Origin of the sequence: Sphingobium aromaticiconvertens (genome assembly GCF_037154075.1) — a bacterium.
Taxonomy (GTDB): Bacteria; Pseudomonadota; Alphaproteobacteria; order Sphingomonadales; family Sphingomonadaceae; genus Sphingobium; species Sphingobium aromaticiconvertens.
Genome location: NZ_JBANRJ010000001.1, coordinates 3483222 through 3498803 on the forward strand (window position 1 = coordinate 3483222; position 15582 = coordinate 3498803).

Consider the following 15582-nt stretch of genomic DNA (forward strand, 5'->3'; position numbering starts at 1 on the left):
TCAATAGGCCTTGTGATGCACCAGCACGCCGATGGTCGCGACGATGATGCGCAGGTCACGCCAGATCGACCAGGCCGTCACATATTCAAGGTCCGACTGAAGCCGGTCGATCAGATCCTGATGATGATCGGTCGCGCCGCGATGACCGCGAACCTGCGCCAGCCCGGTCATGCCCGGCTTGATGCAGTGCCGTTCCCAATAGCGGTCATCCACCTCCCAATAGAGGCTGTCCCCGGCCCTCGCCGCCGCCGCATGAGGACGCGGCCCAACGATGCTCATGTCGCCGCGCAACACATTGAAAAGCTGCGGCAATTCATCAATGCTGGTTTTGCGCAGAAAGCGCCCCACCGCCGTCACCCGGTCATCGTCCCGCGCGGTCAGCGTCTCCGCCTTCGTGTCGGTGCGATCGGCGCGCATGGACCGAAACTTGTAGATGTCGAACGGGCGCGCATCCAGACCCAGACGCGGCTGGCGAAAAAGGATCGGCCCGGCACTCGTCAACTTCACCGCCAGCGCAGCAGCGACCAATATGGGCGACAGCAGGATCGTCGCAATGCTGGCGACCGCGAAATCGAACAGCCGCTTGATGATCCGGTCGCGAAACTGGAGCGGCCCGCCTGCCACAACGATCGTCGGCTGGCTGGCAAATTCGTCCACCCGCGCAGGCGCAAAGCGCAGCATTTCAGGCACCACGATCTCGCCACGCGCGGACAGGGATTTCAGCGCCACCGACCAATCGTCCATCCGCTCCAGCGGACAGGCGACGACCACCCGCTCCGCCATGCCCACGACAGCGGCCAGCCGTGCAGCCATGCTGGCGTCATGATTTTCGGGATGAAGCCCGGCCTCTCTGGCTTCGATCAACAGGACATGCGGCGCTGTGTCGATCACTACGCCATCCAGAATCACCACCGTCAGGTGCGGCACTTCCCCCAGCAGACGATCGCCCAGCCGCGCAATGGCGAACCGTACCAGCGTCACTGCTCCCGCTGAAAGCAGCAAGCCCGCCACGAATGTCAGACGGGAAAGCTGCTCGGCGATCTTGCCCAGATACACGATCAGCAACATCAGCATCGACGCCTGCACCAACGCCAGCAGCGCGCGCAGCACGCCTTGCCGCACATTGTCGAGCATCCGAATGCCATAGGCGCCACCCTGAATGGCCAACAGGACGTAAAGGGGTGCGATCATGGCGAACATGACAATGCCGTGCGGCTTGCCCGGCTCGCCCCAGACTGCGCCCAGCATCAGCCAGTTGGCCAGCATGAACGACAGCAGCAGGCCCACCGCATCCCCCAACAGGCAGAGGAGATACAGCCGCAGCCGTACTATTTCCTTGGATACTTTCAGGTTCACGATGGGTTCTGCACTTTGGCCCATACACCGCCCATGATGGCGGATGGCTGGCGTTGGCGTTCGCACTGACACTGGCACGCGCCGCTGGCAAGAGATGTTAGCGGCACCGCTTGCCAAACCCTCGTCGTTCAACCACCCAGATGATAGTCATAGACGCCGCTGCGAAGCGGCTGCTTGGTCAGGATCGCGCCGATCGCCAACCCGCCAGCGCGGCGCAGGCGGTCGACCGCGACCCGCAGGCCGCCATGATGGTTGCGGCCCGATTCGACCACCAGAACCGTCGCCTGTACCTTCGCCCCGATCAGCGGCGCGTCGGACAGGCCCAATATGGGCGGCGCATCGACCAGGATCGTATCATAATCGGCCTGCAATTCGGCCAGCAACGTGTCGAGCGTACCGGTCGCCAACAATTCAGCGGGATTGGGCGGGATCGCGCCGCACGGGAGCAGTGACAGGTTCGGCTCGGCACTTTCCATGATCGCATCGCGCGCGCGAATCTGACCCGTCATCGCTTCACTGATCCCCTTGCCGGGGGTCAGGCGAAACAGCCTGTGCTGCATCGGGCGGCGCATGTCGGCGTCGATCACCAGCACCCGCTTGCCCATCCGCGCAAGCCCCACCGCCAATGCATGGACGCTGGTGGACTTGCCCTCGTCCGATTGCGCGCTGGTGATCAGGATAGAACGCGGCAAACCATCGACGGAAGCCAGCAGGAGCGACGCCGCGATCGGTGCGAACGCCGCTTCCCGTGCCGCCTGATCGTCCTCGATCCCGACCGGCACTGCGCCCAGAAGCGGCAGGTCCACACGCTCGGCCAGTGTTTCGGCAGAGGTCACAGCGTCGTCGAACACATGCCGCGCCGCCACCAGCAACAGCCCCAGCAGCAGCCCGCCCAGCGACGCCAGCAACATGGTCGATCCGATATTAGGCGACGTAGGCCGGGTGGGCACGGCGGCGCGATCCAGCGGCTGGATACGCCCGGCCTGGAAACCGGCCTGGCTCGCCATGTCGCGATAGCGCTGAAGCAGGCTGTCATGCAGCGCGCGATAGGTATCGACCTGTCGCTCCATGATACCCAGTTGCACGTCCCGTCCGCGACCGGCCAGCGCATCCTGCTCCAATGCGCCGATTTCCTTGTCGATCTGCTTCTCGCCCTTCACGGCGACATCATATTGCGCCCGCACGGAAGAACGGATCGCCTCAGCCATCGTCTCGATCTGGTCATCCATGGCAGCCAGTTGGGCGCGCGCCTCGCGTATTTCGGGGTGCGCGTCCTTGCGGAACTGCCGCTGTTCGACCAGCGCGGCCCGTGCCTCCGCCCGGCGCGCCATCAATTCCTGCATCGCGCCATTGCCCAGGACTTCGGGCAATGTCGCGACGTTCGCAGCGCGGGCGCTCTCCCATTTCTTCTGGGCTGCAATACGGTCGGACACCGCCTGCGCGCGGAAAGCGTTGAGCTGGGCCAATCGGCTCGTCAGCGTGCCGCTGTCGGGCGGCGCAGTCCCCGTCTTTCCATCGTCGGGCTGCCCGAACCGGACGGCATAGGTCGCCAGATCACGCTCCCCACGCTCCAGATCACGCCGCGCGCCCTCCAGTTCACCCAGCAGGAACCGACGCGCCTGCACGCCCGATTCAAAGCCTCGCTTCAAGTCGGCGCGGATCAGCGCTCCGGCATAGCTGTCCGCGATCCGTGCGGAAAGCACCGGGTCCGCACTGGTAAAACCGATCGCCAGCACCCGCGACCGCCCCGGCAAGGTGACGTCCAGATTGCCCTGAAGCTGTTGCACGACCCGCTCGGTCTCGACCTGCCGTTGGTTGAGAGAGCCTGCGCCGCGCGTCGGGCGGCGCGCATCCATGCCCTGCCAGAAGACGCTGCTGCCGACCAGCGCCAGATCCTTGGCCACATCCTCGGCCAGAGCGCGGCTACGCAGCACATCGACCTGGGTCTGCATCAGCGATTCGGTATCGCTCGCTCCCGTAGCGCGCACACTGTTGGACAATCCAGCGGCGCCTGCGGGCACATCCTCGACCTCGACCGAAGCGGTCGCGCGATAATCCGGCGTCGAAAAAAGTATGTAGAACACCCCGGCCAGCACGCACAGCGCCATCGTCACGAACAGGATAACGCGCTGCCGGCGCACGATCAGGGCAATGGCACGGGCCGACGCAGCGATTCGCGCGGCGCGGCCGCCATCGACCAGGTCGTCTCCCGTGCCGGAACGGGCTGTGGCGATGGAGTGCATGCGATTCATCAATTCCCGTCCAGCGCAATGAAGGCCGTCGTCAGCGCAGGCGCGGCGAGCAACGCCCCGGCCAGGATCGCCTTGGCTCGGCTAAGGCCAAGGATGATCGTATCCCCCGGCAGTATCTCCGGGTCTTCCGCCTTATTGGCACGAATGGCGCTTAAGTCGAACATCGCCGCCTGCCGCTGGCCATTTGCCTGCCGCAGCACGACGATCTCGCCCAGGCTGGCGACCCGCGTCGGCCCCCTGGCCATCGCCACCGCCTGCAACAGCGTCACGCGTCCATCGACAGGGAATACGCCCGGCTCCCGCACTTCGCCGTCCACGGTGATACGCCGCGCAACCGCCTTCTTGATGAAGACCGAAACCTGCGGGGACACAAGATAGCGCTCGCCCAGCCGCCCGGCGATAACGTCGGCGGCCTCGTTCGCGGACAGCCCGGCGACGGGCACGTCACCGATCAACGGCATTCGCAAATTGCCCGCCGCATTAACGGCCGCATCGCTCAGCGACAGGCCCGGCTCGCGATAGATGTCGACCTTGAGCACGTCGTCCGGCGCAATATGATAATCCACCCCGACCGGCGCGGGCGGCGGCATCAGCGTATAGGCCTCCTCGCCCGACGAGGCGTCATGTACGCTCGCGCAGGCCGACAGGGAAAGGGCCAACCCCAATGAAAGCGCCGTCGGCGTACCGAAAGGACGCAGCAGGCGCCTGATCGCGCAGTTCATGCTCTGGTCCCCCTTGCGTTGCTGGCGCGTGGGAGGCGGACTAGCGATGCTGCGCCGCTATGGCAACCAGCGGGCGATGCGGTGCGGCGAACCGTCGCCCGTCCTCGTTGACCAGAATGGCACCAGTCAGAGCGCAACCCGGCCCGGCGCGGGTGTGACGATGCGTGGCGGCTGGTCGGACCAGATTCCGCGCGTGTCATACACCGCCTTGCCGGCGCGCTCGTCGATCGGCACGGACTTGAACATGTCATGATCTACAAGAATGACGAAAAGCCCGCATTGTTCCAGTGCCGTATCAAGATCCATAAGTTCCGCCCCGGTCCCGGCAAACTCCATCGGCAATGCCTGCGCATGGGGTTCAACCAGCTTCACCCGCCGCCCGTAACGGCGAGCAAGGCGCGCGGCGACCTTCACCGCCGGGCTTTCACGGAAGTCATCGATATTCGCTTTGAACGCGAGGCCAAGGCACGCAATGTCCTCGCCCGGATAGTCGTCAACCATGTCCGACGCCCTGGTCACCACATGGTCGGTCTTGGCGTCATTCACTTCCCGCGCCGTGCGGATGATGCGCGCATTTTCCGGGTCGCCATGGACGATGAACCATGGATCGACGGCAATACAATGGCCGCCGACGCCGGGACCGGGTTGCAGGATATTGACGCGCGGATGCCGATTGGCGAGACGGATCACCTCCCACACATCGATGCCCATACCCTCGGCGATCACCGACAATTCGTTGGCAAAGGCGATATTGACGTCGCGGAAGCTGTTTTCGACCAGCTTCACCATTTCGGCTGCGCGCGCGGTGGTGGTGATGCACTGGCCGCGCACGAACTGGCGATAAAAGCCCAGCGCCTTGCGCGCGCAACGCGGCGTGATGCCGCCGATGCAGCGATCATTGTCGATCAACTCTACCAATATGCGGCCGGGCAACACTCGCTCGGGGCAGTAAGCGATGGCGATGTCGCCCTGAACGCCCTTGCCCGGCATTTTGAGGTCGGGGCGCAGGCTTGCGATCACATCGCGCATCTGCTCGGTCGTGCCGACGGGAGACGTGGATTCCAGGATGATCGTGTCCCCGGCCTTCAGCACCGGCGCGACCGTGCTCGCGGCCTTCAGGACATAGCTGATGTCGGGCGCGCGATCTTCGGACACCGGCGTCGGCACGGCGATGATGAACACGTCGCTCGGCTCTACGTCCAGACTGGCGCGCAGATTTCCGCGCGAAACGACGCCCTGCACCAGCCCGTCCAGATCAACTTCCTCGATATGCACCCGACCGGAGTTGACCGTCTCCACGACATGCGGGCTGACATCCACGCCCACTACTTGGCAACCACCGCGCGCAATCAGCGCAGCGGTCGGAAGGCCAATATAGCCAAGGCCAATGACGGAAACCTTCTGCTTGGTATCGACGGGCATAGGGGCAGAGTCCTTGGAAGCAGCGATTAATCTGGCTGCTTTTCTGCCCGGAAATGCTGAAGATTTCGGTAACGCCAACCACCCTTCATTGACTTGCGCGACCGGCATGGCCATCTTGGCGCCATGAAGTATTGCGCTTCCTTTTCGCGTTTTCGCCACCATGGGGGGCAACTGCTCGCGGGCCTGTAGCCCCGGGTTCGCTGCGGCGTGTTAGCTGCTGGGCTCGGGGCACTTTCTTGACAGACAGGATCGCCGGGCCAGACCTGCGCGAAAATATTCAGGAAGCCACATCATGTCCAAGCCACAGACGGCGGCCAAGCGCCCGCCCCTGCACCTTATCGAATCCGAAGCCGACACTCTTTCCGACCTGGCCTGGGGCGCCAGGGACCGGTTCCCCAATATATGCATCATGTTGCTTGATGAAATCGGCCGCGCAAAGCTCTGCAAGCCGTCCAACCTGCCCGATGACGTCGTCGCCATGTCTTCCAGGGTCGATTACATTGATGAGGGCAGCGGCACGCGTCGCAGCATCACACTGGTCTACCCCAACCATGCAGACGCCGTGCTGGGCCGCGTTTCCATCCTGACGCCCGTGGGCGCGGGCTTGATCGGCGTAAAGGCAGGCCATTCGATTCTGTGGCCCGATCGGGACGGTCGTCAGCGGCAACTGACTGTCGTTAGCGTCCAGCAGAACTGCATGGCGCATTAATGGTTATCGCGACCCCGGTCCCTTTTGGGCCGGGGCATCGCGTCTAACCTCCAGCAATAATCTCCGCGATCCGGTCGCTTGCCTTACCATCGCCAAAGGGATTATGCGCCCGCGCCATCGCCGCATAGGCGGCATCGTCGTCCAGCAGCGCCAGCGTTTCGGCCACGATCCGCGCCCGGTCGGCGCCGACCAGCTTCGCCGTGCCCGCCGTCAAGCCCTCGGGCCGCTCCGTCGTCTCGCGCATCACCAATACGGGCTTCCCCAGCGACGGCGCCTCCTCCTGCACCCCTCCGCTGTCGGTCAGGACGAGGTGAGACATGTCCAGCAACCGGACGAAATGGAGATAGTCGAGCGGCTCGATCATCGCGACATTGGACAGATCGCCCAACACCGCGTCCATCACAGGCCGCACATTGGGATTGGGGTGAACCGGGAAGATCACCGCCACATCGGGCCGTGCCGCGATGTCAGCAATGGAGCGCGCGATCGCCTCCATGCCGCCGCCGAAATTTTCCCGCCGGTGGCTGGTGACGGCCACGATCCGCTTGCCCGCAAAGCGCGCGGCCAGATTATCAAGCCCACTCGCCAGCGAAGGCTCCGCGGTGATTCGTGCCCGCGTCGCCAGCAGCGCGTCAATCACCGTATTGCCGGTAATGTGGATGGTCGCGGGGTCCCGGCTTTCCTTCAGCAGCGCGTCGGCCGCAGCCTGTGTCGGCGCAAAGTTCATATCCGCAATGCACGCAACAACCCGGCGATTCACTTCCTCCGGCCAGGGATGATGAATATCCCCGCTGCGCAGGCCTGCCTCGACATGGGCAACCGGGATCTTGCGATAATAAGCAGCGAGGCTTGCCACCATCGTCGTCAGCGTGTCCCCATGCACCACGATCCGATCGGGCTTTTCGGCATCGAACGCCTTGCCCAGTTCGACGATCAGCTTCGCCGTCAGCCCGTCCAGCGTCTGGTTTTGCGTCATCACGTCCAGGTCGATGTCGGGCACGATCCCCGCCATCTCCAGCACCTGATCCAGCAGCCCGCGATGCTGCGCCGTCACGATAACGCGCGTCTCGACCCCCGCCTGCTTTTTCAGGCCATGGATCACGGGAAACAGCTTGATCGCTTCGGGACGCGTCCCGAACACCAGGGCAACCTTCATGGACGCTTTTATCCTACAGTCAGACAGGTGCCTTCCCTGACAGGAAATGGTAACCATGGCCTGAACGTGCCAAAGGAGTTTGCATGGCGAAAGACGAAAGCCACCCGCGCCTGCGCCACTGGTTGACTGCGGCTGTGCTGCTGTTTCTCACCTGCCTTGTCGTTCCGGTGCTGGCAGGCTTCGTCTAAGATTCAGGCCTTGATCTTCCAGCCCCGCTTCAAAAGTGCATAGCACAGGCCGCCAAGGATGATGTTAAGCGCCAGCAGCACCGTGCTGCCGATCGCCACATTGACGTCCGCCGCCGCGACAAAGCCGTAGCGAAAGCCCGATATGATGTAGAAAAAGGGGTTGGCGTGGCTTATCCCCTGAAAGAAGGGCGGCAGCCGGTCGATCGAATAGAAGGTGCCCGACAACAAAGCCAGCGGCCCGATCACGAAATTGGTGACCGCCGCGCCATGATCGAACTTGTCGGCCCAGATCGATGTCAGCACGCCCAGAAAAGCGATGAAGCTGGTGCCCAGCAGGCCGAACCACGCCACGGCCCACAGATGCGCCGGGGTCACATGCACGCCGGGCCACAGCGCCATCGCCGCCCAAAGCGCCAGCCCCACGAACACCGCGCGCGTGACCGAAGAAGCGACCAGCGCAAACAGCAATTCGCCCACGGAAATGGGCGGCATCAGATAATCGACCAGCGTCCCCTGCACCTTGCCCACCATCAGCGCGAAGCTGGCATTGGCGAAACAGGCGTTGATCATGCCCATGATGATAAGGCCGGGGGCGACGAAATCGGCAAACGGCACCGATTCGCCACGCAGCGTCACCGTCCGGCCGCTACCACCCAGCGCGACGATGAAGATGACCAGGAACAACAAAGTCGTGATCGCCGGCGCCCATACCGTCTGAAGCTGCACCTTCATAAACCGGCGCACCTCCTTCATGTACAGCGCGCGGCTTCCCGCCCAGTTGATGTTGCGGATCACCGGTACGCCCGGCTCGGGAAAGGCGGGCATGCTTGCGGGCGTGTTGATTTTGGGCTGGTCGTTCATGGCTGGATCGACTATCGGCTGGTCCTTCGTGCTGCAAGGGGCTTGTGCGTGGATTTGCACCCGCGCCGCTTCGTTCCCATATAGGGTGGCATTCAAGAGATTTTGAGGAGTTTTGCATTGTCCTGGACCGACGAGCGTATCGACCAGCTCAAGGGCATGTGGGAAAAGGGCCTGACCGCCAGCCAGATCGCCGAAGAACTGGGCGGGGTCAGCCGTAACGCGGTGATCGGCAAGGCGCATCGCCTGGGCCTGCAATCGCGCCCATCCCCGGTTAAGTCGACCGACGCGCCCAAGAAGGCCGCGCCTGTCCGCAAGCCTGTCGTGGCGGAAGTGGACGTAGCGAAAGCCGCGCCCCCTGCCGCCCAGCCCGTTGCCGCGCCGCGCGCACCCACAGCGCCTGCCGTCACGGCTACCCCATCAGCGGATGCCTCTGGCGATGCACCCGCACCCAAACCGCAGCCGCGCATCGTCTCGGTCGGCCCAGGCGGCTTCCTGCGTCAGGGTCCGGGCGATCAACAGGCCCCCATTCCGCCCGCACCACCCCGTCGCCTGGTACCCGCCAAGCCCAGCGCCGATATGGCCGACAAGACCAGCCTGCTCGACCTGACCGAGCGGATCTGCAAATGGCCGATGGGTCATCCGGGCGAAGCGGACTTCCATTTCTGTGGGGAGACGGTGAATCCGGGCTTCCCTTATTGCGTCGAACATTGCGGGCGCGCCTATCAGGCGCAGCTGCCACGCGGCACCCGCCGCCCGCCCCCGCCACTGCCCTTCGGTGGCCCCCGCGTGCGCTGATCGACGACGCTTTACTTCGATAGGAAAAAGGCCGCTCCCGCTATCGGGTGCGGCCTTTTTTCCTGGCGTCGGATCGGAACCCTGCCTTCCGCCTGCACAAAAGAAAAGGCGCGGATCGTTGCCGACCCGCGCCCTTCATTGAAAGCAGAATAAGCGATCAGAAGCGGAAGCTTGCCGTCACCATCGTGCTCTGTACGTCGAACTTGTCACCACGATTGATGTCGGTGGACGCACGCGTCGGATTGGAAATGAACGGGTTGGTCGCCGGGGCAGTGCCCTGGCTGACATTCACGTTGTAATCGCCAACATTGTAGCGCGTCCACTTGTAGAGAAGGCCGATCGAGAAGTTCTCGGCGACCTTCGCTTCAACGCCACCGCCCATGTTCCAGCCCCAAGCGTCTTCCTTGGAGTCGGTAGTCGTGAAAGCGTTGGCGGTATTCGTTGTGCTGAAGCTGTTCTTCACCTTCGCATAGGAAACACCACCGGTGATGTAGGGCATGATGCCGCTGTCGGTGGTGTAGCCCAGACGCAGACGGCCAGCGCCGCTCCAGCCGATCCGGCGGGTCAGCGTGTAGCTGGCAGGTGTGGTGCTGAAGCCGCTGACGCTGTCGCTGATATATGCGTCGCCGCCTTCGATCACGGCACCGGCCACGATGTTGCCGAACTGACGGTCATAACCGGCGTGGACGTTCCAACCGATTGCGTCCTTGTCGCCATTGCAACGGGTGCGCTGCTGGCCAACGCCTGACGTCGCTGCACCGCCACAGAAGCCGGGTGCGAATGCATCGTCGCCGTTACCAAGCCGCACCGTGTCGTTGTACACGCCATCGCCATTGGTATCGAAGCGCAGATTCTCCTGGTTATCGCTCTTCTGCCAGTTGTAGCCGAACGAACCACCGACATAGGGACCGGTCCAGTCGACCTTGTCGCCCTGTGCGAAAGCAGGCGTCGCAAGGGCAAGCGCCAGCGTGGCGCCCAGCGGCGCAATAAGTATATTTTTCATGGGGTTCTTCTCCTGGGGAAAGTGAGATCTGTCAGGGCGCGTAACTACGCAGCTATCGAAATTGTTTCAATCGCATGGCAAGTTTTTTTATGTGCTGTTGCACAATTACCCGCCGCCGCTTGCGTAGCAGCCCCGCGCACCCCTATAGAATCCATCATGTCAGAAGACCTTTTCGCCAGCGCCTCCTCCACCTCATCCACCAGCTATGATGCATCCGCGATCGAGGTGCTTGAGGGGCTGGAGCCTGTGCGCCGCCGTCCGGGCATGTATATCGGCGGCACGGACGAGCGGGCCTTCCACCACCTTGCCTCCGAAGTGCTCGACAACAGCATGGACGAAGCCGTTGCGGGTCACGCCACCCGGATCGAAGTGCTGCTGGAACCGGGCAATCGCCTGACCATCACCGATAATGGTCGCGGCATCCCGGTGGACGAACATCCCAAATTTCCGGGCAAATCCGCGCTGGAGGTGATTTTGACCACCCTCCATTCGGGTGGCAAGTTCACGGACAAGGCCTATGCGACCTCCGGCGGCCTGCATGGCGTGGGCATCAGCGTCGTCAACGCTTTGTCGAACGACACGGTGGTGGAGGTGGCCCTTAACAAAGAACTCTTCCGTCAGACTTTTTCTCAAGGCCTGCCGACTTCATCGCTGGAAAAAATCGGCGCGGCGCCCAACCGGCGTGGCACAGCCGTCAGCTTCACTCCTGATCCAGAGATTTTCGGTGAGCAGAAGTTCAAGCCCGCCCGCCTGCATCGCCTCGCCCGATCGAAGGCCTATCTGTTCGCAGGCGTCGAGATCCGCTGGAAATGCGCGCCCGAGCTGATCACTGACGACACACCGGCCGAGGCCAAATTCCAGTTTCCCGGCGGCCTTGCTGACCATCTAAAGGAACAGGTGGGCGACCGCGAATGCGCGACCAGCCGCTTCTTTGCAGGGCAACAGGATTTCCCCGGCACGGCAGGCCGGGTGGAATGGGCGGTCGCCTGGCCGCTCTGGTCCGACGGCAGCTATAGCTGGTATTGCAATACCATTCCCACGCCCGATGGCGGCACCCATGAAGCGGGCATCCGCGCCGCACTGGTGAAGGGCATCCGCGCCTTTGCTGATCTGGTCGGACAGAAAAAGGGCAAGGACATCACCGCTGAGGACGTCATGACGTCCTCCGAAATCATGCTGTCGGTCTTCGTCCGCGATCCCCAGTTTCAAAGCCAGACCAAGGATCGCCTGACCTCACCCGAAGCGGCGCGGCTCGTCGAAAATGCCATTCGCGATCATTTCGACCATTATCTGTCGGACAATATGGATCGGGGCAAGGCGCTGCTCGCCTATGTCATCGACCGCATGGACGAGCGCCTCAAGCGCAAGCAGGAGAAGGAGGTCAAGCGCAAGACCGCCACCAGCGCACGCAAACTGCGCCTGCCCGGCAAGCTGACCGACTGTTCGACCGACGACCCCGAAGGCACGGAAATCTTCCTGGTCGAAGGCGACAGCGCCGGCGGCTCCGCCAAACAGGCCCGCGACCGCAAGACGCAGGCGATCCTGCCCCTGCGCGGCAAGATATTGAACGTCGCGTCCGCCAACATGGCCAAGATTCTGGCGAACCAGGAAATCGCCGACATGGGGCTGGCGCTGGGCTGCGGCGTCCGCAAGGACTGCAACCCCGACAATCTGCGCTATGAGCGCATCGTCATCATGACCGACGCAGACGTCGACGGCGCGCATATCGCCACGCTGCTGATGACCTTCTTCTTTCAGGAAATGCCCGAACTGGTGCGGCGCGGGCATCTTTACCTCGCCCAGCCGCCGCTTTACCGCATCGTGTCCGGCGGCAAGAGCATGTATGCCCGCGACGACGCCCATCGCGACGCGCTGATGGCCAAGGAGTTCAAGGGCAAGAAGGTCGAGACCAGCCGCTTCAAGGGGCTTGGCGAAATGAACCCGATGCAACTGCGCGAAACGACGATGGACCCCAAGACCCGCAGCCTGATCCGCATCACCCTGCCACCCGATGTAGAGGATCGCGCGGCGGTCCGCGATCTGGTCGACCGGCTGATGGGCAACAATCCGGCGCATCGCTTCGCCTTCATTCAGGAGAATGCAGCCGCGGTGGACGAGGAAGCCATCGACGCATGATCCGCTGGCTGGTGTTCTTGCTCGCGGCGCTGCTCCTATCACCAGCCGCGCTCGCCCAATCGGGGGGTCAGCCCTCACCAGCCATGCAATCACGGGCCGAACAACTGGTCGCGATGCTTACGGCACCGGGAAATGAAGAAGACTATTTCTCGCCCATTTTCCTCAATGCCGTGCCCATCACCCAATGGCGCGCCTTGGCCGAACAGTTGAGGCGCGACCACGGCACGCCCAAGACTCTCAGCCATTTGCGCACGCAAAGCGCCACCATCGGCGCAGTCGAGATACGCTATGCCAACGCCACGCTGGGATTTCAGATGGTGGTCGCACCGCAGGCTCCCAATCAGGTCGTTGGCCTGCGCCTGACCGGCGCGCGGCAGCGGGATGATAGCCTGGCGAAAGTCGCGCAGGACATCGCGGCGCTCGCCGGCCATGCCGCCTTCGCGCTGGCGCGATTGACCGACGCCCAGCCTCAATTGCTCCGCGCCCATGATGCGGACCGCGCGATGGCGACCGGCTCATCCTTCAAGCTTGCCATCCTCGCCGAACTGGCACGCGCCGTCGCCGCGAAAGAGCGGCGGTGGGCCGATGTCGTGCCGCTCACCCACAAAAGCTTTTCCGGCCGCCTCGCCGCCGCGCCGGACAATGCGCCGATGACGCTCCACAGCCTCGCGCTCGCGATGATTGCGGAGAGCGACAACAGCGCCGCCGACACGCTGCTGCTGGCGTTGGGGCGGGACCGGGTGGATGCGATGATGCCGCCGGAAAGCCGCCCGCTCCTGACCACCGCCGAAGCCTTTGCGCTCAAAATGCCCGCCAACGCCGACCTGCGCGCCCGCTATGCCGGAGCCACGCCACAGGGCAGACGCGACCTGCTCAACGCCAGCCCCCTTCGGCTGGTCGCCAATGCCATCGACGTGGGCACAATGGCCACGACGCCCACCGCGATCGACACCATCGAATGGTTCGCCTCCCCCGACCAGATGATCGGCCTGCTCGACCAGTTGCGGCGGCAATCGGGCGACGCCCTCCCCATATTGGCGGTCAATCCCGGCATCGCACCGGGCGACGCGGCGCGGTGGGCCTGGCTGGGTTACAAGGGCGGGTCGGAACCCGGCGTGATCGCCATGAACTTCATCGGCCGGGCGAAGGACGGGCAATGGTATGCGCTGGCCGCCGCCTGGAACAACAGCGCCGCGCTGGTGGACGAAGGGCGCTTCACCGCGTTGATGAGCCGGATGCTGACCCTGATTGCAGAGGGTGGTTCCTGAAGTCCCCTCCCGCATCATCCCACCATCATCCCTCTGTCCAATCCCGCGCGCTCACGATATAGGCCGACCCCATGATTTTGGTCATCGACAATTACGACAGCTTCACCTGGAACCTCGTCCATTATCTGATGGAGCTGGGCGCGCGCGTGGAGGTGGTCCGCAACGACGCGATTTCGGCGGGTCAGGCCCTTTCCTCCGGGGCGCAGGCCTTCCTGTTGTCCCCCGGTCCCTGCACCCCTAATGAGGCAGGCGTCAGCCTGGATCTGGTCGCGGCCTGCGCCGACGCGGGCAAGCCGCTGCTGGGCGTGTGCCTTGGCCATCAGGCGATCGGCCAGCATTTCGGTGGACGCGTGGTGCGCGGCGGCCTGATGCACGGCAAGACGTCGCCGGTTTCCCATGACGGCACCGGGCTGTTCGAAGGGTTGCCCTCGCCCTTCATCGCCACCCGCTATCATTCGCTGATCGTCGAGAATATTCCGGCCTGCCTGACCGTCAACGCGACCAGCGACGATGGATCGGTCATGGCTTTCCGCCACACCGACCTGCCGATTCATTCGGTACAGTTCCACCCCGAAAGCATCGCCACCGAACATGGCCATGACATGCTCGCCAATTTCATGAGGATTGCGGGCATCCCGGTTCGCGCGCGCGAAGCCGCCTGCCAAACAGCCTGATCGCGCCCCTCGACTCGTGCCCATGGCCGAGTCTAAGGGAAGCGCCATGACCAGCGCGCTACCCGATCCCTCCACACCGCTCTCGCAGGCGGACGCCGCCCGCGCCTTCGACCTCCTGTTCGACGCGGACCTGCCCGAAGCCGACATCGCCGCCTTCCTCGTCGCGATGAGCGAGCGGGGTGAGACCGCCACGGAAATTGCCGCCGCCGCCCGCGCCATGCGTGCGCGGATGATCCCGATCGGCGCCCCATCCGGCGCGATCGACGTCTGCGGCACGGGCGGCGACGGCCATCACACGCTCAACGTCTCCACCGCCGTCGCGCTGGTCGTCGCGGCCAGTGGCGTGCCCGTCGCCAAGCATGGCAATCGCGCGGCATCCTCCAAATCCGGCGCGGCCGACACGCTCGAAGCTCTCGGCCTCGACCTCAGCCGCGCCGCCGACAGGGCCGAAGCCTCGCTCGCCGACCTTGGCATCTGCTTCCTCTTTGCACAGAATCACCATCCCGCGCTCAAGCGGCTTGGCCCCATCCGCAAGGCGATTGGCCAGCGCACCATCTTCAACCTGATGGGTCCGCTCGCCAATCCCGCCAATGTCCGCCGCCAACTGGTCGGCATCGCCCGCCCCGCCTATGTCCCCATCTACGCGCAGGCGCTGGCGGATCTGGGCGCGGACTATGCCATGATCGTGTCGGGGGATGAGGGGCTGGACGAACTCTCGCTCACCGGTGGCAATGATGTGGCGGAAGTCACAGCCGAAGGCTTGGTCGCCATGCGCCGCTACCATGCCGCCGACGCGGGCCTTCCCTCCCATCCCGTCGATGCCATTCGCGGCGGCGACGCCAGCTACAACGCCGCTGCGCTGAAAGCGCTGCTGCTCGGCGAACAGGGGCCTTATCGCGACGCGGTGCTGCTGAACGCCGCCGCGGCCCTTGTCGTCGCGGGCACCGCGCATGATCTTCGAGAGGGGGCGGAGGAAGCCGCCGAGACGATCGACAAGGGCCTTGCCCATGCCCTGCTGACCTGCTGGATAGGCTTTTGAC

General features: G+C 64.0%; 13 protein-coding genes. 6 read left to right on the top strand and 7 right to left on the bottom strand.

Features of this window, described 5'->3' with window-relative positions; all coding sequences use genetic code 11:
* From WFR25_RS16580 to wecC, 4 genes are all read right to left on the bottom strand, one after another.
* A complete protein-coding gene (locus WFR25_RS16580; RefSeq protein ID WP_419723212.1) occupies positions 1 to 1350 on the bottom strand; it encodes a sugar transferase in 1350 nt (449 codons plus the stop codon).
* A 134-nt stretch (positions 1351 to 1484) separates the two neighbouring features.
* Positions 1485 to 3599, bottom strand: coding sequence for a GumC family protein (locus tag WFR25_RS16585; protein ID WP_336974922.1), 2115 nt, complete (start codon positions 3597 to 3599; stop codon positions 1485 to 1487).
* Between the two features lie 8 nt (positions 3600 to 3607).
* Positions 3608 to 4330: a polysaccharide biosynthesis/export family protein gene (locus tag WFR25_RS16590; RefSeq protein ID WP_336972381.1), complete on the bottom strand. Its 723-nt coding sequence runs from the start codon at positions 4328 to 4330 to the stop codon at positions 3608 to 3610.
* Between the two features lie 126 nt (positions 4331 to 4456).
* Positions 4457 to 5752 carry a UDP-N-acetyl-D-mannosamine dehydrogenase gene (gene wecC / locus WFR25_RS16595; RefSeq protein ID WP_336972383.1) on the bottom strand — a complete coding sequence of 432 codons (1296 nt, stop codon included), beginning with the start codon at positions 5750 to 5752 and terminating at the stop codon, positions 4457 to 4459.
* A 292-nt stretch (positions 5753 to 6044) separates the two neighbouring features.
* Here wecC and rnk point away from each other — a divergent pair, with 292 nt between their 5' ends.
* A complete protein-coding gene (rnk, locus tag WFR25_RS16600; RefSeq protein ID WP_336972386.1) occupies positions 6045 to 6461 on the top strand; it encodes a nucleoside diphosphate kinase regulator in 417 nt (138 codons plus the stop codon).
* Positions 6462 to 6504: 43 nt separating this feature from the next.
* Here rnk and wecB read toward each other — a convergent pair whose 3' ends face one another.
* A complete protein-coding gene (gene wecB, locus WFR25_RS16605; protein WP_336972387.1) occupies positions 6505 to 7617 on the bottom strand; it encodes a non-hydrolyzing UDP-N-acetylglucosamine 2-epimerase in 1113 nt (370 codons plus the stop codon).
* Between the two features lie 191 nt (positions 7618 to 7808).
* A complete protein-coding gene (locus WFR25_RS16610; protein WP_336972388.1) occupies positions 7809 to 8666 on the bottom strand; it encodes an ABC transporter permease in 858 nt (285 codons plus the stop codon).
* Between the two features lie 117 nt (positions 8667 to 8783).
* Here WFR25_RS16610 and WFR25_RS16615 point away from each other — a divergent pair, with 117 nt between their 5' ends.
* A complete protein-coding gene (locus tag WFR25_RS16615) occupies positions 8784 to 9461 on the top strand; it encodes a GcrA family cell cycle regulator (protein WP_336972389.1) in 678 nt (225 codons plus the stop codon).
* Positions 9462 to 9618: 157 nt separating this feature from the next.
* Here the strand turns inward: WFR25_RS16615 and WFR25_RS16620 are convergent, their stop codons facing one another.
* Positions 9619 to 10464, bottom strand: a complete 846-nt coding sequence (locus WFR25_RS16620; RefSeq protein WP_336972392.1) for an outer membrane protein — start codon at positions 10462 to 10464, stop codon at positions 9619 to 9621.
* A gap of 156 nt (positions 10465 to 10620) precedes the next feature.
* Here WFR25_RS16620 and parE point away from each other — a divergent pair, with 156 nt between their 5' ends.
* The 4 genes from parE to trpD all read left to right on the top strand — a co-directional run bounded on the left by parE (position 10621) and on the right by trpD (position 15581).
* A complete protein-coding gene (gene parE / locus WFR25_RS16625) occupies positions 10621 to 12600 on the top strand; it encodes a DNA topoisomerase IV subunit B (RefSeq protein WP_336972395.1) in 1980 nt (659 codons plus the stop codon).
* Positions 12597 to 13868 carry a serine hydrolase gene (locus WFR25_RS16630; RefSeq protein WP_336972396.1) on the top strand — a complete coding sequence of 424 codons (1272 nt, stop codon included), beginning with the start codon at positions 12597 to 12599 and terminating at the stop codon, positions 13866 to 13868. The genes parE and WFR25_RS16630 overlap by 4 nt, the downstream gene beginning before the upstream one ends.
* A 71-nt stretch (positions 13869 to 13939) precedes the next feature.
* Positions 13940 to 14542 carry an anthranilate synthase component II gene (locus WFR25_RS16635; RefSeq protein WP_336972397.1) on the top strand — a complete coding sequence of 201 codons (603 nt, stop codon included), beginning with the start codon at positions 13940 to 13942 and terminating at the stop codon, positions 14540 to 14542.
* Positions 14543 to 14588: 46 nt separating this feature from the next.
* Positions 14589 to 15581, top strand: coding sequence for an anthranilate phosphoribosyltransferase (gene trpD / locus WFR25_RS16640; RefSeq protein ID WP_336972399.1), 993 nt, complete (start codon positions 14589 to 14591; stop codon positions 15579 to 15581).
* The last annotated feature ends 1 nt before the right edge of the window (position 15582 follow it).

Bases quoted from the DNA above. Each gene is read 5' to 3' on its own strand.
- WFR25_RS16585 (WP_336974922.1), bottom strand. From the start codon at position 3,599: ATGCACTCCATCGCCACAGCCCGTTCCGGCACGGGAGACGACCTGGTC.
- wecB (WP_336972387.1), bottom strand. From the start codon at position 7,617: ATGAAGGTTGCCCTGGTGTTCGGGACGCGTCCCGAAGCGATCAAGCTG.
- WFR25_RS16630 (WP_336972396.1), top strand. From the start codon at position 12,597: ATGATCCGCTGGCTGGTGTTCTTGCTCGCGGCGCTGCTCCTATCACCA.
- wecC (WP_336972383.1), bottom strand. From the start codon at position 5,752: ATGCCCGTCGATACCAAGCAGAAGGTTTCCGTCATTGGCCTTGGCTAT.
- trpD (WP_336972399.1), top strand. From the start codon at position 14,589: ATGACCAGCGCGCTACCCGATCCCTCCACACCGCTCTCGCAGGCGGAC.
- WFR25_RS16635 (WP_336972397.1), top strand. From the start codon at position 13,940: ATGATTTTGGTCATCGACAATTACGACAGCTTCACCTGGAACCTCGTC.
- parE (WP_336972395.1), top strand. From the start codon at position 10,621: ATGTCAGAAGACCTTTTCGCCAGCGCCTCCTCCACCTCATCCACCAGC.
- WFR25_RS16590 (WP_336972381.1), bottom strand. From the start codon at position 4,330: ATGAACTGCGCGATCAGGCGCCTGCTGCGTCCTTTCGGTACGCCGACG.
- rnk (WP_336972386.1), top strand. From the start codon at position 6,045: ATGTCCAAGCCACAGACGGCGGCCAAGCGCCCGCCCCTGCACCTTATC.
- WFR25_RS16620 (WP_336972392.1), bottom strand. From the start codon at position 10,464: ATGAAAAATATACTTATTGCGCCGCTGGGCGCCACGCTGGCGCTTGCC.
- WFR25_RS16610 (WP_336972388.1), bottom strand. From the start codon at position 8,666: ATGAACGACCAGCCCAAAATCAACACGCCCGCAAGCATGCCCGCCTTT.